The organism is Lysinibacillus sp. HST-98 (genome assembly GCF_016757845.1).
Lineage (GTDB): Bacteria > Bacillota > Bacilli > Bacillales_A > Planococcaceae > Lysinibacillus > Lysinibacillus capsici.
In genome coordinates this window covers 49,021-69,450 of sequence record NZ_JAENHX010000006.1, presented here as the reverse complement: position 1 = coordinate 69,450, position 20,430 = coordinate 49,021, and the positions used below count along the sequence as shown (strand labels likewise).

Annotated in this window: 21 protein-coding genes; 15 read left to right on the top strand and 6 right to left on the bottom strand. The window is 35.3% G+C overall.

The window, feature by feature from the left end; genetic code table 11:
• The first annotated feature begins 6 nt into the window (after positions 1-6).
• Complete coding sequence (locus tag JIN86_RS14595) at positions 7-1,032, top strand: siderophore ABC transporter substrate-binding protein (protein WP_004231952.1); 1,026 nt, start codon at positions 7-9, stop codon at positions 1,030-1,032.
• Position 1,033: 1 nt separating this feature from the next.
• Positions 1,034-1,348, top strand: a complete 315-nt coding sequence (locus tag JIN86_RS14590; protein ID WP_004231954.1) for an antibiotic biosynthesis monooxygenase family protein — start codon at positions 1,034-1,036, stop codon at positions 1,346-1,348.
• A 91-nt stretch (positions 1,349-1,439) separates the two neighbouring features.
• Here JIN86_RS14590 and JIN86_RS14585 read toward each other — a convergent pair whose 3' ends face one another.
• The gene (locus tag JIN86_RS14585) at positions 1,440-1,985 is read right to left on the bottom strand and encodes a hypothetical protein (RefSeq protein ID WP_004231955.1); all 546 of its coding nucleotides are present in this window, start codon (positions 1,983-1,985) and stop codon (positions 1,440-1,442) included.
• Positions 1,986-2,324: 339 nt separating this feature from the next.
• Here JIN86_RS14585 and JIN86_RS14580 point away from each other — a divergent pair, with 339 nt between their 5' ends.
• The 8 genes from JIN86_RS14580 (at position 2,325) to zupT (ending at position 9,441) form a co-directional block, all read left to right on the top strand.
• Complete coding sequence (locus tag JIN86_RS14580; protein WP_202342259.1) at positions 2,325-3,227, top strand: polyprenyl synthetase family protein; 903 nt, start codon at positions 2,325-2,327, stop codon at positions 3,225-3,227.
• A 12-nt stretch (positions 3,228-3,239) separates the two neighbouring features.
• Positions 3,240-3,398 (top strand): competence pheromone ComX, encoded by a 159-nt coding sequence (gene comX / locus JIN86_RS14575; RefSeq protein WP_004231957.1) that lies wholly within the window; start codon positions 3,240-3,242, stop codon positions 3,396-3,398.
• Positions 3,399-3,403: 5 nt separating this feature from the next.
• On the top strand, positions 3,404-5,692 hold the full coding sequence (locus JIN86_RS14570; RefSeq protein ID WP_225340499.1) for a sensor histidine kinase: 2,289 nt from the start codon (positions 3,404-3,406) through the stop codon (positions 5,690-5,692).
• Positions 5,676-6,287, top strand: coding sequence for a response regulator transcription factor (locus JIN86_RS14565; RefSeq protein ID WP_237497311.1), 612 nt, complete (start codon positions 5,676-5,678; stop codon positions 6,285-6,287). Before JIN86_RS14570 ends, JIN86_RS14565 begins: the two co-directional genes overlap by 17 nt.
• A gap of 422 nt (positions 6,288-6,709) precedes the next feature.
• Positions 6,710-7,609: a hypothetical protein gene (locus JIN86_RS14560; RefSeq protein WP_004231960.1), complete on the top strand. Its 900-nt coding sequence runs from the start codon at positions 6,710-6,712 to the stop codon at positions 7,607-7,609.
• A 39-nt stretch (positions 7,610-7,648) separates the two neighbouring features.
• Positions 7,649-7,780 (top strand): hypothetical protein, encoded by a 132-nt coding sequence (locus JIN86_RS23805; RefSeq protein WP_004231961.1) that lies wholly within the window; start codon positions 7,649-7,651, stop codon positions 7,778-7,780.
• An 85-nt stretch (positions 7,781-7,865) separates the two neighbouring features.
• Positions 7,866-8,474, top strand: coding sequence for a phosphatase PAP2 family protein (locus tag JIN86_RS14555; RefSeq protein WP_004231963.1), 609 nt, complete (start codon positions 7,866-7,868; stop codon positions 8,472-8,474).
• A gap of 157 nt (positions 8,475-8,631) precedes the next feature.
• Positions 8,632-9,441 (top strand): zinc transporter ZupT, encoded by an 810-nt coding sequence (zupT, locus tag JIN86_RS14550; protein ID WP_004231965.1) that lies wholly within the window; start codon positions 8,632-8,634, stop codon positions 9,439-9,441.
• A 55-nt stretch (positions 9,442-9,496) separates the two neighbouring features.
• On the opposite strand, the gene JIN86_RS14545 is transcribed toward zupT, so the two are convergent.
• From JIN86_RS14545 to thrC, 3 genes are all read right to left on the bottom strand, one after another.
• Entirely contained in the window at positions 9,497-10,183 is a 687-nt protein-coding gene (locus JIN86_RS14545) for an MtnX-like HAD-IB family phosphatase (protein WP_202342257.1), read from the bottom strand.
• A gap of 98 nt (positions 10,184-10,281) precedes the next feature.
• Positions 10,282-11,196, bottom strand: coding sequence for a homoserine kinase (gene thrB, locus JIN86_RS14540; protein ID WP_202342256.1), 915 nt, complete (start codon positions 11,194-11,196; stop codon positions 10,282-10,284).
• Positions 11,193-12,245 (bottom strand): threonine synthase, encoded by a 1,053-nt coding sequence (gene thrC, locus JIN86_RS14535; RefSeq protein ID WP_004231969.1) that lies wholly within the window; start codon positions 12,243-12,245, stop codon positions 11,193-11,195. Before thrC ends, thrB begins: the two co-directional genes overlap by 4 nt.
• A 204-nt stretch (positions 12,246-12,449) precedes the next feature.
• Here thrC and JIN86_RS14530 point away from each other — a divergent pair, with 204 nt between their 5' ends.
• Positions 12,450-13,679 (top strand): MFS transporter, encoded by a 1,230-nt coding sequence (locus tag JIN86_RS14530; protein WP_202342255.1) that lies wholly within the window; start codon positions 12,450-12,452, stop codon positions 13,677-13,679.
• 317 nt (positions 13,680-13,996) lie between these two features.
• The gene (locus JIN86_RS14525) at positions 13,997-14,860 is read left to right on the top strand and encodes a MurR/RpiR family transcriptional regulator (protein WP_202342254.1); all 864 of its coding nucleotides are present in this window, start codon (positions 13,997-13,999) and stop codon (positions 14,858-14,860) included.
• 110 nt (positions 14,861-14,970) lie between these two features.
• On the opposite strand, the gene JIN86_RS14520 is transcribed toward JIN86_RS14525, so the two are convergent.
• Entirely contained in the window at positions 14,971-15,801 is an 831-nt protein-coding gene (locus JIN86_RS14520; protein WP_237497296.1) for a GNAT family N-acetyltransferase, read from the bottom strand.
• Between the two features lie 436 nt (positions 15,802-16,237).
• Here JIN86_RS14520 and JIN86_RS14515 point away from each other — a divergent pair, with 436 nt between their 5' ends.
• A complete protein-coding gene (locus tag JIN86_RS14515) occupies positions 16,238-17,164 on the top strand; it encodes a manganese-dependent inorganic pyrophosphatase (protein WP_004231973.1) in 927 nt (308 codons plus the stop codon).
• Positions 17,165-17,202: 38 nt separating this feature from the next.
• On the opposite strand, the gene JIN86_RS14510 is transcribed toward JIN86_RS14515, so the two are convergent.
• The gene (locus JIN86_RS14510) at positions 17,203-18,582 is read right to left on the bottom strand and encodes an FAD-dependent oxidoreductase (RefSeq protein ID WP_009370647.1); all 1,380 of its coding nucleotides are present in this window, start codon (positions 18,580-18,582) and stop codon (positions 17,203-17,205) included.
• 125 nt (positions 18,583-18,707) lie between these two features.
• Between JIN86_RS14510 and JIN86_RS14505 the strand changes: the two genes are divergently transcribed.
• Together JIN86_RS14505 and JIN86_RS14500 are read left to right on the top strand one after the other, a co-directional pair.
• Positions 18,708-19,415 carry a DsbA family oxidoreductase gene (locus tag JIN86_RS14505; RefSeq protein ID WP_004231975.1) on the top strand — a complete coding sequence of 236 codons (708 nt, stop codon included), beginning with the start codon at positions 18,708-18,710 and terminating at the stop codon, positions 19,413-19,415.
• Positions 19,416-19,588: 173 nt separating this feature from the next.
• Positions 19,589-20,215 (top strand): FMN-dependent NADH-azoreductase, encoded by a 627-nt coding sequence (locus JIN86_RS14500; RefSeq protein ID WP_048394231.1) that lies wholly within the window; start codon positions 19,589-19,591, stop codon positions 20,213-20,215.
• The last annotated feature ends 215 nt before the right edge of the window (positions 20,216-20,430 follow it).

The following is a 20,430-nucleotide window of genomic DNA, read 5'->3' as shown; positions in this document are numbered from 1 at the left end:
TTCACAATGAAAAAATGGAAATTACTTACAGTATTAATGGCAATGATGCTATTAGTATTAGCTGCTTGCGGTTCGAAAGATGAAGCAAAAGAAGATGATAAAGGTACTTCAACTGACAAACCAGCTGAGGAACAAAATGAAGGATCATCAGTATATCCACTAACAATTCCAGGTAGTACAGTTGAAGGTCGTGACGGTAGTACAACATTTGAAGAAGTAACACTAGATAAAATGCCAGAAAAAGTTGTCGTTTTTGATAATGGTTTCTTAGATACATTAGATGCTTTAGGCGTTAATCCTACAGCAGTGGTACAAGACTCATTACCTGCATATTTAAGCAAGTTTAAAGATAGCACTTATGTAAACGCTGGTACATTATTCGAGCCTGATTATGAAAAATTATCTGAAATTAACCCAGATATTATTTTCATCTCTGGTCGTGCTTCAGCAGCTTATGCTGAATTATCTAAAATTGCTCCTACAGTATACATTGGTGTAGATAATACTAACTTCTTAGAGTCATTCAAAGCTAATACAGAGTTAGCTGGTAAAATCTTTGGTAAAGAAAAAGAAGCAGCAGATGCAATTGCTGCATATGAAGCAAAAGTAGAAGAAGTAAAAGCTAAAGCTACTGCAACAGAAGAAAAAGCGTTAATCGTTTTAGGTAGTGAAGGTTCATTATCAGTATTCGGTCCTGGTTCACGTTTCGGTGTAATTCATGATGTATATGGTGTAAAAGCTGTAGCTGAAGCTAGTGGTTTCAAAATCGAATCACATGGTGATAATGCAAGCTTTGAATTCGTACGTGAGAAAAACCCAGATATCTTATTCGTCATTGACCGTGACGCTGTTGTAAATGAAAACGGTGAATCAGGTACAAAAGCTGCAATTGAAAACGAAATCGTAAGTGCAACAAACGCTGTGAAAAACGGTAAAGTATTCTACCTAGATCCAGAAATTTGGTACCTTTCAGGTGGCGGTTTACAGTCAGAAACACAAAAAGCTGAAGATGTATTAAAGGCGTTTAACTAATATGTTTGTACAAATTAAACGTATCGTTGTGACGGAAGGTAATTCGGATAAAGTGGTGGAACGTTTTGGTGCTAATCCAAACGGACCATCATTACTTGAACAACAACCTGGTTTCATTGATAAACAGGTACTTGTTAAGAAAGTTCGACGTGGTGATGAGGAAGTGCTAGTGATGGTTCGTTGGGAATCAGAAGAAGCATGGAAGAATTGGGAGAAGAGCCCTGAGCATATTGCTGGTCATAAGGCAAGCGTAGGTAAACCAAAGCCTGATCATATCATTGAAAGCGGTCAAGAAGTTTATTATGTAAAAGGTTAATCATCTAAAGGTGTCTCAAGGGATTGAGACACCTTTTTATTACACAAAAAGCAGGTCACAATCATTGTGACCTGCTTAGCTGATAGATGAGTTAATGTTTAATAGTTGGTTTTCGCCATTTACTAAATGTCGAATCCATATTAAAGGATATGGTGTTCTCATTAATGGATAAGCCTGAGATACTTGTATTACAAATTTCATCCAAACTATCTGAATGATTGTTATTATTAGATGCATTGGCCGCCATTGCTAGCCCTCTTGCATTAATAATTGTGTCATGTGGCGTTACATATACTATAGGGGAATCTATATTTAAACCAAAAGTGAAAGGATTGACTAATGACATAGTAGAAATACTTTCGTTTGATATTCTAATAATGCCATATTGCTCAATATAATAATCTCGTTTTTGTTGAAATGTATCCTCAAATCCAGGAATATCACTAATATATTTTGAATAGGTTGAAATATTTTTATACGCAGCCAGTGTATCTTGATAGGCTTTTACTTCAGATTGAATTATGATTTGTTCAATTCGTCGTTGATCATTACTAGGCTGTTTAATTGTAATTTCTTCAGCTGAGACAGAGATATTACATGAAAAAGTAGCCGTAAGTATGAAAACAGTTTCATTCATTTTAAGTCACTCCCAGTACAAAAAGATTTCATGTTCATCAATCTATCCTGACTTTATAAATATATTTTATTGCTAATCTAAGCGTAACATCTGTTAGAGCGCCATTTCAATGGTAAGTTTACGCCACTTTAATGGCGGTACTTGGTTCTCTACCGCCATTTTTTTAGTAATAATTAGCAAAAATCTGGCGTGGTATGCATGAATAACGCCATTTTTTGGCGGTCTTTCTCTTTATAAAGGAATTAATGGTATTTAATGTATTATATAATTGTGTGACTAGTATTAATTCCCACTAATCTATATAATATCTATTAATACACTAGATAGGAGAGAGGACTATTGAAGGATTTAGATGTACTCATCTATGAATCATTAGACATCCTTATAGAAAATGAGCTATTACTTGGACCTGAGCTGAAATTAATGCTAAAAAGCTTTAAAGAAGAAAAAACAACAGTAGGTTTTTCCTTTGGTAAAATGTGTTTTTGGCATTATGAAGCATTTTCAAGTAGTATCAATCAAGATATCTACAAGGTAGCTGCTGCAATTGAACTTCTAATATTGTCTTTTGATATTATTGATGATCTGCAGGATAAAGATTCAGACTATAGTTGGAACAAAACACCTGAATTATCATTAAACGTTGCATTAGCTATGCTGATCATGGCGTCTAAAACAATAGATGAAACCTCTTTTGAACATAAAAGAGCAGCTATAAAGCTAGTTAATGAATACGCATTAAAAAGTATAAATGGACAGCAATTAGACTTACTAAATAGTTGTCGCGATGAAGAATCCTATGTAAAAATGATTACCTTGAAATCCGGATCATTAACAGCAATGGGTTGCTTGGTTGGCGAAGTACTTGCAAAAGGAGTAATATCTCAAGAAGTAGAGGAATATGGGAAATACATAGGGATCATCCAACAAATTAAGAATGATATTCAAAGCTTAAAGGTGTGGGGGCCAAAAAATGATCTACTAAATAAAAGGTACTCTCTGCCTATTATTTATCTTTTATCACAGAAAAATGATGTTTCAAAATCTGTTTCTAGCTATTATAATGATGATATAGTTACAGATTTGGATAATAATGCAACAGAAGACGCGTTGACAAATGGTGGGGCGATACGTTATGCCATTACTATAAAAAACGTCTATAAATTTAAAGCATTGAATTACCTTGAAAATGTAGCTATAAATCAAGTAGGTAGAGAATACCTACAAAAACTATTGAAATGAGGAGAGATAAGAATGATTAATGTAATCCAATATTTAGAGCAAAATCCAAGCCTAGTTGCACTATTAAAAGAACAAAAAGCCTCATTAGTTGGAGTTTCATCTGTAGAGCAAACAGCAATTTTAGAAGCGTTTAGCGGTGAAATGAATACAGAAAGTGATATTTGGAACTAAGAAAGTTGCGAAGTAAGTTGTTTTGGCCCGCTATAATTCTCTATTTAATTATTGGTTTTTATTTAAATTATGTGAATTATAGCGAGCCTTATATTCAGATTGGGGTAGAAGAGGAGAATGACAAATGGGTCATTTCTCAACTTTATTATAAAGACTGGGCAGAGGGTCAAAATATTTCTGTTGGTGATGCAATTTTAACTGTAGATCATGAACCCATCAATGAATTAAATCAACTGAGATATAAATCTAAAATTTTATCTGCTAATGAATTAACAATACTGAAGCCCGATGGAGATCTAATCAATATACATATTAAGCATTTGGATATCCCTCAACAATTCATTTATGTATTAATCATTCCAGCTTGTTATTATTTATTAACATTATTTGTTGCATTTTATTTACATTTCAAACAACGGAATACAAAATTAGCAGACTTACTAATTCTGTTTATGTTAACGGTTTCTTTGGCTTATGTAAGTAGTGGTGTCTCTGGTAGGATGGATACGATTGGCATTATCGTAAATCGAAGTAGTATGCTGTTATGTTTAGTTATACTATTACATTTTTTGAGAAATTATTATTCATTTGTGAAGACAAATTGGGTGTTTACAAATAATATCAAGCTCTTTTATATACTTCCTTTCATAGCTTTTGTCTTAGGATGTATGGGTACTATTTATCCTGCTTCAAATGATATTCTTTCCAATGTTATATTGGCTATTTTCTTTATTCTCCTAGTGATCATCCTTAGTATTTTATTAATAAGCTATTTTAAGTACAGCTCACCTCAGTTGAAAATTTTATTAAATAGTATATTAATACCGTTTCTACCATTTCTTTTTTTATATGCACTCCCTAAAATTTTTTTTCATACGTATATACTTTCATCTGAGATAAGCTCCTTATTTTTATTGCTTATACCCTTTAGCTTTATTTTTACGCAATTAGCAGAGAGATTATTTGATATTGAGTACCATATTACAAGACTACGTTATTATGTTATATTCTCTTTAATCTTTACTGTATGGTTTACAGTGGGGCTATATTTTATTGCCGGGCGTTATTTAACCATGACCGTTGTGTCAGGGGTATCTTTCTTTACATTTTCTTCATTAGTCATACTTTTCTACGTAAAGGAGAAGGTCGATTATCGCAAGCGGAAAATATTATTTTCCACAAAGGGTGACTATATTCATCAGCTATATACAGCCGTAGATAAAATTGGGAAAACAATTAAAATTGACGAACTTTTAGAAAAGTTTGCTTATGAGGTTTCCATGCATCTGGAGTTAGAGGATGTTTTTGTCTTAACATATAACTATGACAAAAATGAATATATACCAATAGCTGGTGAAAGTATTACGATAGATCCTGACATAATGGAAGAAATCCGATTAGGTGAAATACGCAAAATTGATAAAGTTTATATAGCATTCCTCCACCAGGATGCACATTTTAAAAGAGCGTTAGTGCTAGGGCATAATAATACGATTCATTTAAAAGATGAGGAGCTTTTATGGCTTGAACTGCTCTTATTATATGTAAACAATTTTATTGAGAATACCAAGATGGTGGAAGAGCTACTAGAGGAACTGAAGCATATGAAGCAAGCTGATGATGGTCAGTTACCGTGGCTGAATAAACTATTATGGCTAAGATTTGAAGAAGAAAAATACCAGTTAGCTCAAGAGTTACATGACACTAATTTACAGGAGCAACTTCATATAGCCCGCGAGGTGGATGTCCTAGTAAATGCAAAAAATACAACGGATATTCAAGATAAGCTTGCAAAAATTCATAAACAAATGGTTGCATCCTTACATGAATTACGTACTTATTGTGAAAACCTGAAACCGCCGTTACTAGATACATTAGGTTTAAATGCTGCATTAGAAAAATTGATTCGAAAAGTTCAAGAAAGAGCTAACTTCGTGCTTATTTACACCATTGATCGTCTTTATTTAGAGGATGAGCGTATGAATTTAATGATTTATCGTTTATTCCAAGAGCTACTTAATAATGCGTTAAAGCATTCCTATGCAGCATCAGTTGAAATTCATTTAAAAGAAATGAACGATGGTTTCGAAATCATTTATAAAGATGATGGTGTAGGCTGTAATGTAGAGGACATTATAGTAGCAGAATCTATGGGCATTCAAGGCATGCAGGAGCGCGTAAAAGCGTTTAACGGACAATTTACTATTGACTCGAATATCAATGAAGGGATGTTTATTAGAATCATGGTGAAAGAAGGGAGTGAAACACTTGATTACGATGCTCATAGTGGATGATCACCCTATAGTGTTAGAGGGAACTAAAAATTTATTTCAAGAGAATGAAGATATTATCATCGATACAGAAAGTGATGCAACTTGTGTTATTCAAAGGATAAAGAATAAACCGTACGATATCTATCTAATAGATATCAATATGCCATTAGAAAATGGAATTAACCTAGCCCGTAATATCAAGGTTATTCAGTCAAATGCTTCAGTTATTCTTTACACAGGTGATGATATTACGGATTATTATCCACTCATTTTAGAAAGAAAAATAGAAGGCATTTTAGCTAAAACAGCTTCGAAAGAGCAAATATTAAGAACAGTAAGGGCAATTGCAAACGGTGAAATTGTTTTACCTAAAAATTTCTTAGATTTTCTGGATGATAAATTTAAACTGCAAGGTGCTAAAGATATTCACTTAAATGAAAAGGAAAAGAAAATTTTAAGACTTATTGCAGAGGGGCACACAAATAAAGCTATCGCTATTGAATTAAATATTCCTCAACGTACAACGGAGAGATATTTAACTCAACTCTTTTCTTTGTTAAATGTAGATTCACGAACAGAAGCTGTAAATCTTGCTGAGAGAATGAATTTACTCTAAACTACTTCTATGTTATACTGTTGGTATATTTTTCAATTAATAGGGGGCATTATGGGAATTAAATATCCTATATATTTCCTTAGTAAAATAAAACCATATCCCTATACTAAAATGCCTATAAAATATGATAGACACCGCCAAAAAAGTGGCGGTGTTTTTTTATAACCGCCAAATCACGCCAAAAATTTGTCTGAATCACGCCAGAAAATTGGCGTAAACCCGAAGTTGAAATAACGGTATAACTACTGGTACGCTTAAATTAACAGTGGTTAAGTAGATTTGCTTTAGTGAGTAATATATAAATCATTTTATTAAATAAGCAGGCTGACTATCTATGAATAAAGTAGCGTTAGTAGATTGTAGAATGTTACTAGCTAGTCAATATACTTCACCATAAAACTTTATAAAGGTAGGCGTGTATTGTGAAAGTAGAACTTGAAAATTTGTTTTCCATAGATGAAACTAGTCAAGATCAAGTTATTAACGTTTATAATCGTCATGGTATTGCTATTGGTGCGCCTGAAGTGAGAAAAAGAAACTTAAAAACAAAATTTAATCCTATTTTTACATTAAATGAAGATGTAACATACGAGCAGGTAACAGCTTTATATGAGTCCTTAGAGCGTGAATTTGGAATCGTTTCAATCGGAGAACGATTTTATTTTGAATTTTCAGATATAGAGTATGAAAGAGCACCATTATTTACTTTAAATTCAACTGGTAATTCACCAGAAATGTTCTTAGAAGATAAAGGGACACTGTTTTCTTTGAGTACACATTGTAAGTGCTGTGGGCTCATGGATAAAGAACAGCTATCACCAATCGTCATCGATACTACGCAGATGAAAGATCGTCATTTAGTGCATGTAAATGGTTATTGGGTAGCTTCTGAGGAACTAGTATCATTAATGAAAAGAGAAAAACTAGAAGGCTATGAGCTTTTAGAGGTGATCCATCAAGGCCCTGAAGAAGGCAAACAGCCAGCTTATCAAATTATTCCTATACAAATGCTCCCTGAGTGTAGTAAGGACAGAGTTAAATTATACTTTGCAACTGAGCAACCTCCGTGCAGTTGTGGTTTAAATGGTGTCATTAATGGTCCTGATATTTATCATCATGAAGATTTGGAAAACTTAAAAGGTGATGTTTTCTACTCAGCGGAGTGTAGTCATGACGGAAGATATCTATATAGAAAGACATTGTTTAGTAAAAGATTTAGAGAAACTATTATAAAATATGGTATTTCACGTGAGGTTAGAGGAGAAAAGGATGCAAACTTTGGTCCAAAAGATTGGCTTTTTGATCCAGTGCTAATTAAGTAGACAAATTTGGACTAATAAAAGAATAAGGGAGTGTTTAGGATGTTTAGAAGAATACTACCTATAGTAGCCATTTTATTCATTGTTGCATTGGCTGTTTCCAATTACTTTAACAAACCAGATGAAGAATCTATCACTATTTATCAAGAGGTCAATGATGTAAACCTTTCTTAAAATGTAGGCCTATATTTCATTCAGAAAAGATCTATTTGTGTTATGATGTGAAGAACATAGCATGAATGTTTTTTGAGGTGAAAAAATGAAAAAATGGGCATATCCATTAGCAGTTATAACGTTATTTGTTTTCATAGTATTAAGGGCCACTTATCAAAGTCAACTGATGAATACATTTGATGCAAAGATGGCAGAACTTTTTTTTGGTAATCGTTTTATTGAGATCTTTCATTATATAGGTGAGCCCAAATTTGTTGTTGCTGTTGCAGTAGTTTTAATGGTGTATTTAGCTTGGAAGGTAAAAAATTATCGAGGTATGCTATTTGTTGTCCTAACTTTTGCAGCAGGCAATGTTCTGAACCAATTACTGAAAAAATGGGAGCAGCGTCCACGACCTGAAATTGAGGATCAACTGACATCCTTTAGTTTTCCATCTGGACATTCGATGACAGGTATACTTTATTTATTTACACTTGCTTATATTTTAGCGGAGAATAGTAGTAAAGGACGTAAAATCCTTCTGTGGCTTGGGGCAACAATTTTAATGGTGCTTATTGGTTTATCACGTATTGCAGGAGCTCGACATTTTGCTACAGATGTACTTGCTGGTTGGAGCATCGGCTATACTTGGTTTATCATCTGTGTCATTTGGTACGAACGGCGTAAACGTTTATTTCAATCTAATCATAAATAAAAAGACAGGCAGTATCTATTTCACATGATAGATACTGCTTTTTACATTTTACCGAGACAGTGTAAAGAATGATATTTGCCTTATAAAAAAGAATTGCGTATAGGAAACTTCTACGTTAAGATGAGTACAATAAGAAAAAGAGCAAAGGAAGAAGGGCATGGACGGAAATGTTTTACTGGCATTAGGATTAACCCTGTTTGCTGGACTTGCAACAGGTGTAGGTAGTTTAATAGCATTTTTTACTTCAAGAACAAATACAAAATTTTTATCATTAGCATTGGGGTTTTCAGCAGGGGTAATGATTTATGTATCCCTTGTAGAAATATTTGTGAAAGCTAAAGATGCTTTAACCAATGCATTAGGTACAACCAATGGCTATTGGATGACAATCCTTGGATTTTTCGGTGGGATGTTGTTTATTGCCTTAATTGATAAATTCATTCCGAAGGCAACTAATCCTCATGAAGTAAAGCTGGTAGAGGATGTTAATGCCATCAAACCACAGGTTAATGAAGAACATTTGATGAAGATGGGCGTTTTTACAGCTCTGGCGATTGGCATTCATAATTTTCCTGAGGGGATCGCTACATTTATGTCAGCTATTAATGATCCGAATGTAGGGATTGCTATTGCCATTGCAGTTGCTATTCATAATATTCCAGAAGGTATTGCTGTATCTGTTCCAATTTTCTTTGCAACAGGTAATCGAAGGAAAGCCTTTAAATTATCCTTTTTATCAGGATTGGCAGAGCCTGTAGGTGCATTAGTAGCTTTTTTTCTCCTTATGCCCTTTTTAACAGATGTCATGTTTGGAATCGTTTTCGCTGGGGTCGCAGGGATAATGGTCTTTATTTCACTAGATGAATTGCTACCGGCTGCACAAAGATATGATGAAACACATTTGTCGATGTATGGTCTAGTAGGGGGGATGGCGGTCATGGCCATTAGCTTAGTATTATTAGCATAAATAAGTAGGAAAAGGGAGACATCTTTGTAAAAGTGGCTCCTTTTTCTTTTTTCTATTAGCGTGTAACAACAGCTTTTTTTGACTCTATTAGCTCTTGTACTATTTTTAGACAATCATGAAATGTGGTAAAAGGTCTATATGAAACATGAAGCTCTTCACAGCGTTGGATAAGATGATCTCTAGCTAAAACAATATCTGCTAGTTTAGCTGCCTCAAAATCTGATAGAGAATCACCAATTACAATTTTATAATGATCCTCCTTAGCAACCTTCCGCATCACGCTTGGTTTACAGCAACCGCATCCTTGTGTGCTGTATTTAGCGCACTCCTCATCGCAGCTATTTGGGTAGATCAATGCTATTTGTTTACCAGAGAAATCTGCTCTATTACAGTAAATGCCTGAAAAGGGACCAAATTTTTCAACTAAAGGCTCGATGAAAAAATCAACTCCGCCACTTACAATATAAAATGGAATATCGTTGTTTTGAGCATAGCGGACAAAATCACCAAATCCCTCACGTATGACTGCCGACTCCATTAGATATTGAATGACTTCACCTTTTTGATGAGTAGAAAGTAGATGAAACATTGCTGATAGCCCATCTTTAAATGAAATGGTTTGTTCCATCATCGCTTGAGCGATTTTCTCAGATTCTTCTGGTACAAATTCAGTCATAAGTGAAAAGATGTTATCTGTTTCTGTTATCGTGCCATCGAAATCACAAAATATAATGGGTTTCAAGATAATTCCTCCTTAGAAAAGCGCGTATAAAAGTCTAATTCTATACTTCTATAATATTAGTTTTATCCAAACTTGCTTTCAAGAAAAAACGTCTACTATTAAAGTAGACGTTTCACACATTCATTGACTTGTACACCATGTTCATCAGCATTTGTTAAAATAATTTGATGCTCTGGGAATTGCTTTTTCATTAATTCAACGAAGTCAGAGGCAATAGCAGAAGGAATAATAGAAATCATTGTTGGCCCAGCACCACTTAGAGCAGTACCATATGCACCGTTCGATTTTGCAGCCATACGAATTTCATCATAACCAGGAATTAGCTTTGCACGAAACGGTTCATGGAATAAATCTGCCTCCATATAACGTCCAGCACGTTCAAAATCTCGTACCATTAAAGAAGCGGCTAACATATTCGCATTTGCTGAGGCATGAACAGCATAGGAACGGTTAAATTGCTCTGGTAAAACAGAACGGGATTCGCTCGTTTTTAATTCAACATCTGGTACATATACCACAAAGGAGGCATCGATATCATTGATGTGGAATGTATCGACTACGCCATTGTCATCCATCGAAGAAATCGTTAATCCTCCTAAAACTGAAGCAGTTGCGTTATCTGGATGTCCTTCAATTTGTGAAGAGAGATTGAGTTTATCTTGAATTGTTAATTCCAGCTCGCAGACTTGGTTAGCAAGCTCAATACCTGCAACAATAACTGCTGCACTGCTACCAAGTCCACGTGCTAACGGAAGTTCACTAGCCATCTCCACACGACAGGCAGGTAGCTGTTGACCATATAGATCTGCAGTTTTTTTAGCAATGACGTATAGTAAGTGTTCTTCAAGCTCAAACTCTTTAGGACCATTATCATCAAGATGAATAATTTCCCATTGTTCTTGCAAGGTAACAGAAAGCTGTAAGTAAAGAGACAAGCCAAGTCCTATTGAATCAAAGCCTGGACCTAAGTTGGCTGTGCTTCCAGGAACTGAGATTTGCCACATTTTACTCATAGTACACCCTCAATATATGCACGAATTTCTTCTTCATCGTTTTTAAGGGATACGACCTCTACAGTGGATACATTCATGGCTGTATCAGGATCTTTTAGGCCATTCCCTGTAAAGATTGTTACAACTTTGGCGCCTTGAGGGATTTTTCCATTTGCAACAGATTTCATAACACCTGCTAAAGAAGCTGCAGAGCCAGGCTCAACAAAAATGCCTTCTGTACTTGCGATTAATTTGTAGGCTGCTACAATTTCTTCATCTGTAACAGAATCAATGATACCGCCAGATTCATCTCGAGCAGCTTCTGCCAATGTCCAGCTCGCAGGATTGCCAATACGAATGGCAGTTGCCACTGTCTCAGGATTAGCAATTGGCTCACCTTTAACGATTGCTGCAGCACCTTCAGCTTCAAAGCCATACATTTTTGGTAGACCACAATTTTTTGCGGCGTGATATTCTTTAAACCCTTTCCAATATGCAGTAATATTACCTGCGTTCCCAACTGGAATACACAAATAATCAGGGGCTGAACCTAAGGCATCTACGATTTCAAACGAAGCCGTTTTTTGACCTTCGATACGGTATGGGTTTACAGAGTTAACAAGTGCAACTGGTGTCGTTTCACTTACTTGGCGAACGATATTGAGTGCATCATCAAAGTTTCCGTCAATTTCAATGATCTTTGCCCCGTACATTGTTGCCTGTGCTAGCTTTCCAAGAGCAACTTTACCTTTTGGAATAACAACGATTGATTGGATGCCTGCACGAGTTGCATAGGCAGCCGCAGCAGCGGAAGTGTTTCCTGTAGAAGCGCAAATAACGCATTGACTTCCATCCTCGATAGCTTTTGCAACAGCAAATACCATTCCTCGGTCTTTAAATGAGCCAGTTGGATTTGCACCCTCAATTTTTCCGTAAAGCTCAATGCCTAGTTTCTTAGATAAATTCACTAAATGTATAAGAGGCGTATTGCCTTCGTTTAAAGTTAAAGCAGGTGTATTTTCAGTTACGGGTAAAAATTGTTTATATTCTTCAATAAGGCCTTTCCACATAACGTAACGATCTCCTTTTGTTCTTATAGAATGAACAGTTGTTTTTGTATAAAAGACATTTTAACGCAAATAGCACTATTATTTCAATACCATTTCACTAATTGTCGAAACAATTCGGTAATTTGAATAGTACTTGTCACTTTCTTGAAACAACTGTATAGTAATCTTATATTGTAAAGTCATGTGTAAAGACAGGTGGTTAGAATGACAATAAATACAGCATTAACAAAGAAACCTCAGCAATCCATTTCCAGAAATAAGTTATTGGGTGTAGCGGGGGTTGGGTGGCTATTCGATGCAATGGACGTTGGTATATTATCCTTTGTCATTGCAGCATTGGCAGCTGAGTGGGGGCTATCACCAAGTCAATCGGGTTGGATTGGTAGTATAAATTCTATCGGGATGGCTGTAGGAGCTCTCTTTTTTGGTGTGTTTGCTGATAAAGTAGGTCGCAAGCAAATATTTATGTGGACACTTGTCCTTTTTTCTATTGCAAGTGGTTTATCCGCTTTTACAACAACATTAACTGCATTTTTAATTTTACGCTTTTTAGTAGGGATGGGCCTAGGAGGAGAATTGCCTGTAGCTTCAACACTCGTATCTGAAAGTGTGGCTGCCAAAGAAAGAGGGCGCGTGGTTGTATTACTTGAAAGCTTTTGGGCGGCAGGCTGGTTAATTGCAGCACTGATTTCGTATTTTGTGATTCCCACATGGGGATGGCGAGTAGCCCTTATACTAACAGCACTTCCAGCGTTTTATGCTATTTATCTTCGTTGGCATTTGCCAGATTCACCACAATTTACAGTGAAAGAAGAAGCAAAAAAACGGAGCATTGGTCAAAATATGAAAGAGGTTTGGTCAAAAAAGTATGCTCGTTCTACATTTATGCTGTGGCTATTATGGTTTACGGTTGTATTTTCGTATTATGGCATGTTTTTATGGTTGCCAAGTGTGATGGTAGGGAAGGGCTTTGACATGATTACAAGCTTTAAATATGTTTTGATCATGACTTTAGCTCAATTACCAGGTTACTTTACAGCTGCTTGGTTTATAGAAAAGTTTGGACGTAAATTTGTCCTTGTTTCCTATCTAATTGGTACTGCAGCGAGTGCTTATATTTTTGGAAATGCAGATACTTTAGCCGTATTGCTAACTTCAGGGATGTTTTTATCTTTCTTTAACTTGGGGGCTTGGGGAGCATTATATGCTTATACACCCGAGCAATATCCATCGGTTATTCGTGGAACAGGTGCTGGTATGGCAGCAGCGGTTGGACGCATTGGTGGTATTTTTGGGCCGTTGCTCGTTGGGTTTTTATTAACGGCAGGCTATGATATAGGTTTTATCTTTGCCATTTTCTGTGGAGCAATTATTATCGGTGTTGTAGGGGTCATCTTCCTTGGTAAGGAAACGAAGCAGCTTGAATTAGAATAATATGAAAACAGAATGTCCTGGATCAGAGAATTGATCTAGGACATTTTTGTCTAATTCCGCTTAAAAAATACATAAAAATGAGCATTTATTAATTTTTATTCGATTTTACTGATTTATTTGTTAAAATGACAAATCAATATAAAATGGTTAAAGAGTAAATCAAATTGTTTTATTAGCAGGTTAATGCGATGAAGATTTTTCAGAAAAGTCATTGTATTCAAATTGTAATCGTGATACTGTATTTTTAATCGAATTTTGAGTCAGTAGGAAACAATCTCCCGTTCGTGATAAGGTCATTGAAAGAAAGGTTGTTAGGAATGAGTATTCATGAGGATATAAAGAAAAGGTTTGTAAGGCTGTCAAAGGGCCAGCGTAAAGTAGCGCAATTTGTAATGGATAATCCCACAACAGTGATTGCTAATGGAGCTGCAGAGGTTGGCAGATTGGCTAATGTAAGTGAATCAACTGTGATTCGATTTTGTTATGCTATGGATTTGTCAGGGTATGTAGAACTGCAAGATGAAATTAGAGGCTATATTATGTCTCAAGATGTAGGTGCAAATCTACAGCCTACATATACTAAGAAGCTGACTAATACTAGCTTTGGTAAGGTGATGCAACGAGATAGCCAAAATATTCAAGAAACAATCCATTTGATTAACGATCAGCAGATCCAAAAATGCTCAAAATGGATGCATGAAGCAGATAATATCTATATTCTAGGTACTCGTTACAATGCATCTGTTGCAAATTGGTTATCTAATACATTGAAAACACTTCGTGCTAATATTAAGCAGCTTCGTTTAGACTCAGATGATTTAGTGAATCAAATAAACAGTATGGGCGAACATACGACTTTAATTGTACTATCTTTTGATAAACAGATTGTGGATATTAAAACGATTGTTGAAATTGCAAAGGTAAAGAAAGTAAAAATTATTGCCATTACAGGTTCTGCATTTTCGCCTATTCGAGAATATGCCAGTGCATTATTTACCCTCGGCACTAAAAATCATTCTTCTCTAGACATTGCCCCAGTCTTGATTTCATTTTTGCATGCGTTGATAGAGGAAATGATAAATCAGGATAAAGACCACTATGAAAAATATCAGCAATTGTATGAGCAAGTAGAAAGTAATGTATTATTCTTAGATGCTGTTAGAGAAAAGCAGGTTTTTTAATGTAAATACGCATAGATAGTTTGTTGAAACACACTATCTATGCGTATTTTTTTGAAATTTTCTATATAAAAAGATGTCCAAATAGTATTTAGACATCTAGGAAAAGTGAATTATAGAATTTTACTTAAGCTATATTCATTAATAAAAGTATCATTTAATTTAATGGCATTTTTTCGAATGCCCTCCTGATGAAATCCTAGCTTTGTAAAGAGGTGTAAAGCTACATTGTTATGCTCCATAACAGATAACTCTAAACGGGATATATCATGTTGTTTAGACCAACTTTCTACAGCTTTCATCAGTGCGGAGCCAATACCCTTTTGTTGATGCTCTGCTTTCACAGCTAAACGAATAGAGGCAACATGTCTAGCTTTTGATTGTTTATATCCATGAATAACTGCATAACCTGCAAAAATTCCGTTTAGTACACAAAGTAGTATAGTACGGTTTTTTAGTTGCTTCCAATAAGTTAAATTTTTACGAAGTTGTTGGACAGTGAGCTCTAGCTCATTTTGAACATTATACATGAAGTCAGTTTCTTGAAAAATCTCCTCTTGTAAATGAATAAATGATCTAGCATCAGATGCTTCAATCCCTCGAATTATGTATGCAGATGAATTCTCCTCACTATTAGAAGTGTTGTTTTCGGTAGACTTCATTTGCGTACGTGAGAAAGATACACTAGAACCTAGTTTAACATCAGTGACATAATAGCCTGCATTTGTCCATGATAAATAATGTGAGAGAGGGGGCTTAGTTTTTTTCCACCAGCTTTTATTTAAGTAGGCAGCGTTCGGTAATGCTTGTCCCATAATGTTTTCTAATTCACTAAAGGATAAAGTAATTTCTTGTTGTAAAGCTACATCAAAATAGTTAGCTAAAGGAATGTACTTTTTTTCTATCTTCTTCGTCATCGTAATCCCCATTTCCTGAATATCCAAAAATATAGACTACCTGATGATAGCATAAAATTATGATGACTTAAATATGAAAACCCAACTAAATATCTATATAAACTAATTATTTTATAAAAAAGAGGCATTTTTACTATTGATTGTTAAAAATAGGTTGGCAAAAATAGAGAATTTTATAGAAGTAATTAGACCTATTAAAAGTATACATAGCAATTGAAACTAGTTATAATATATATATCTTATATGAAAAGTATGGATTTAGCGCACTGCCATTATATTTGCATATTAAATTTGAATAATACAGTAGGGGCCATGAGCACTGTTTGTTATACCGAAAGTGAGGGTCAGTGGCAATTACGCTGAGGCGAAATTGTTCCAAAGTTTCACTTTATCACTTCTCAGGCTATAAGGTATGATAAAATAAAATATAAATGTAAGTGCCATTTTAGGAGGAATTAATTCAATGAGTAAAGTATTAGTTTTTGGACATAAAAACCCAGATACAGACACAATCACGTCTGCAATTGTATATGCCTATTTAAAACAGCAAATTGGTGAAGAAGCTGAGGCGGTCCGTCTTGGAGATATTAATAATGAGACCCAATTTGCATTAGATAAATTTGGCTTTGAAGCGCCTCGTTTAATTTCTTCTGTTGCTGGTGAAGTGGACAAGGTAATCCTTGTTGACCACAATGAATTCCAGCAATCAGCTGACGGCATTGAGGAAGTACAAATTACAGAGGTTATCGACCATCACCGTATTGCAAACTTCCAAACAGCTGATCCATTATACTATCGTGCTGAGCCAGTAGGTTGTACAGCTACAATTTTAAACAAAATATTTAAGGAAAACGAAGTAGCGATACCAGCCAATATTGCCGGTTTAATGTTATCAGCAATTGTTTCTGATACACTACTTTTTAAATCACCAACTTGTACAGAACAAGATGTAAAAGCTGGTGAAGAGCTAGCAAAAATTGCTGGTGTGGAAATTGCAGAGTATGGCTTAGCAATGCTAAAAGCAGGTGCTGATTTATCTGATAAATCATTAGAAGATTTATTATCATTAGATGCAAAAGAGTTTCAATTTGGTGAGTACAAATCTGTTGTAGCTCAAGTTAATGCAGTTGATGTTAATGATGTGCTTAATCGTCAAGAGGAGTTAGAAATACTACTTAATAAAAATGTTGCAGAAAATGGCTTAGATCTATTCTTCTTCGTTGTGACTGACATTTTGAATAATGATTCTACAGCTGTTGCAATTGGGCAAGTAGCAGAAGCGGCAGCAAAAGGATTCGGTGCTGAACTTGTCAACAATCGTGTTGTATTACCAGGTGTTGTTTCTCGTAAGAAACAAATTGTACCAGTATTAACAGAAGCACTAAAATAAAGATAGGAAAGAGGTTGTCTATTCAGACAACCTCTTTTTTAATCGAGTTTTAATGGTTGTACTGCAGGGCCTTCAAGTACCTCACCCTTAGCGTTAAAACGGGAACCATGGCAAGGACAATCCCATGTTTCATCAGCTTCATTCCATTTCGTTTTGCAGCCTAAATGAGTACAGGTTGGAGCAGTGGCATTCCTCATATACCCAGCTATATATTCCTTGGCAACAAAGCCTCCTACTTTCAGCATTTGCATGAATTGGGCACCGAATTTAGTACGTGATGGTGAATAAAGAGCGATAGCACCCTCTTCGATCTTTGAGCCTGTTAAAAGAGACGATAAGATATCACCAGCGACAAAGGAATTGGAGATTCCCCATTTTCGATAGCCAGTGGCAATTAGTACGTTAGGTAAGGAGTTTGTAATTCTTCCAACATAAGGGACAATATCAGGTGTTTCTATATCCTGGGCCGACCATCGATAAAGTGGCTGTTGTTCAAAATGCTCCTTCATTTCATTAGAAATAGCCTCATAATATGGCTCAGTATGAACGGTCTCGCCAGCAATGTGATTCGCCCCTCCTAATACTAAATAATTTTCCTGATTAATCGTGGCAGTACGTATCGAACGAGAAGGAAAATCTACTGATAAATATTGACCTTGCATAGTCTCAGAGGTTTTGCTTGCAACCATATAGGAGCGACTATTGGATAATTTAAAAAGTTTAAGTCCTTTAAATGCTTCGATGGGATAATGTGAACATAAAATAAGTTTATTATATTGAACCGACATATTTTTTTCGGTATATAAGTTATTTTGTGGTATGTTTAACTGCTGAACACGAGTATTTGCATAAAGTTTGGCGCCCATCTTCTGTGCCTCTTTCGCAAGAAAATTACTTACTTCAACAGGATTTATTTGTGCTTGTTGTGTCATACATAAAGCCTTTGTAATAGGGAATGGGAGCTCTGTGTCAGAGGTAAGGTTAGACTTAATGTTTAAAACCTTATAGGCATTCCATTCTTTTAATAATTGTGCATAGCCTTCTTTTGTTTGACAGTATAACAGTGAATCCACTGAACGAACGCTGTCTTGTGGGAGTATTTGTCTAGCTTTATCAATGGCTTGTTGATTCAGTTGATAATACAGCTGTGCCTCTTCTAAAGATAATTTTTCTAAAAGATTTGCATAGACAATACTATGCTGGGCTGTTAATTTTCCAGTTGAATGCCCTGTCGTACCGTGACCAAAATGGGTATTTGCTTCAAGAAGAACTACATCCACACCTGCTTTTGCTAAAGTATAGGCAGTATATAAACCAGTTAAGCCACCACCGATTATACATACATCGCATGTTGTTGAGGAAGAAAGGGAAGATAAAGAGACTGATTCAGTTGTAGCAAGCCAAAGAGATTGTGTCATATAGAAACCTCACATCGTTTTTGTGTTCAGTATGTAGAAGAACTTGAAAATTTATGCAGTGAGGCATTAAAGTTGCCTTGTGATTTCAACTATCGCTACAATGTAGCAAAAGGAGTGAGTAAGAAATGAAAATTGAAATTTGGTCTGACTATGTATGCCCATTTTGTTATATTGGTAAAAAACAATTAGAGAAAGCGATTGAGGATACTGGCTATTCTGGGCAGGTGGAGCTTGTCTATAAAAGCTACCAACTAGATCCAACTACTCCAATAGATTCCCATAGTACTGTCTATGAATCATTGGCAAAGAAATATGGAATGTCCTTAGAGAAGGCAAAGGAAATGACAATGGGTGTAACGGAACGTGCAAAAGAAGTAGGGCTAAACTATGATTTTAGCAATTTGATGGAAGAGAATACGCTAAAAGCACATCGGCTTGTAAAATGGGCTGAAAAACAGGGAGATGTTACAGCTCTAGTGGAGTTACTTTTACACAGTCATTTTATTGAAGGAAAGCGTATCGGTCAAGATGATGTTTTATTAGAGATAGCTGAGAAAGTAGGACTAAAGCGTGAAGAAGTAGCTAAGGTTCTTGCCGATGATGTTTATAAAAATGAAGTAGATGCGGATATTCAAGAAGGTCTCCAGCTTGGTGTACGAGGGGTACCGTTCTTTGTCCTAAACCGTAAGTATGGTATTTCAGGTGCACAACCGCAGGAGGTATTTGAGGATACATTGCGTAAAGTTGCTGAGGAAGAGGGCTTACAACCATCGCTAAAGATGGCTGGCACAGGTGATGCGGGTATTTGTACAGACGATAACTGTAAATTTTAGCTTACTAGAGAGAGGAGTAAGGCTTTCAACTCCTTAGGATGGATGAAAGAGAGAATATTTCAGTCAAAAGTCTGAGACATGTAACATTGACATTTTAGATGAAATTTTTTAAGATAAACACATATCTTGAATTCGAGATATTAGATTTTGAAATTTAAGGGAGATTTTATATAATGAACGTTTTAGTAGTAAAAGCTAACAACCGTCCAGACGGTATTTCAACAAAAATGTATGATACTTTCATGGAAAATGTACAGGGTGCCAATGTAACAACTTTTGACGTATTTGCAGAAGATATGCCTTATTTTGGACAAGACCTTTTCAATGCTTTTGGTAAAGTACAAAATGGTGGAGAGTTAACAGACATTGAATCACGCCTATTAGCTGCAAAACAAAAAGCAATGGATGCATTAACTGCAGCTGATTTAGTTGTATTTGCATTCCCACTATGGAATTTAACAATTCCAGCACCTTTACAAACATTTATTGACTATGTATACCAAGCAGGATTCACATTCAAATATGGTGAAAATGGTCAATTAATTAGCTTAATGACTGACAAAAAAGCGATTATTTTAAATGCTCGTGGTGGCTACTATTCATCACCAGAAGCTCAACCAATGGAAATGTCAGTAAACTACATTAAAAACGTAGTAGGTGGCGTATTCGGGATGGAAGTTATTGAAGAAGTGATTATTGAAGGTCACAATGCTTCACCAGATAAAGCACAAGAAATTATTGCGAATGGCCTAGAAGAAGTGAAAAAGGTAGCTCAATCACTACAAACTGTGAATGCATAAAAATTATTTTTTAATAAAAGTCCTCTCAATTTTGGGAGGACCTTTTTTATTTTGTCAACAGATGTATGGTGTGGTATGGAGGTAGGACATATTGACAGTAACTAATTATTTAGAATTTACATTTACTAACATACTATTTAATAGAAAAATGAAGAATGGTAGAAATCTGTGATTTTGAGGGGAAGTAATTAACCATTCTTTTAAATATACATATA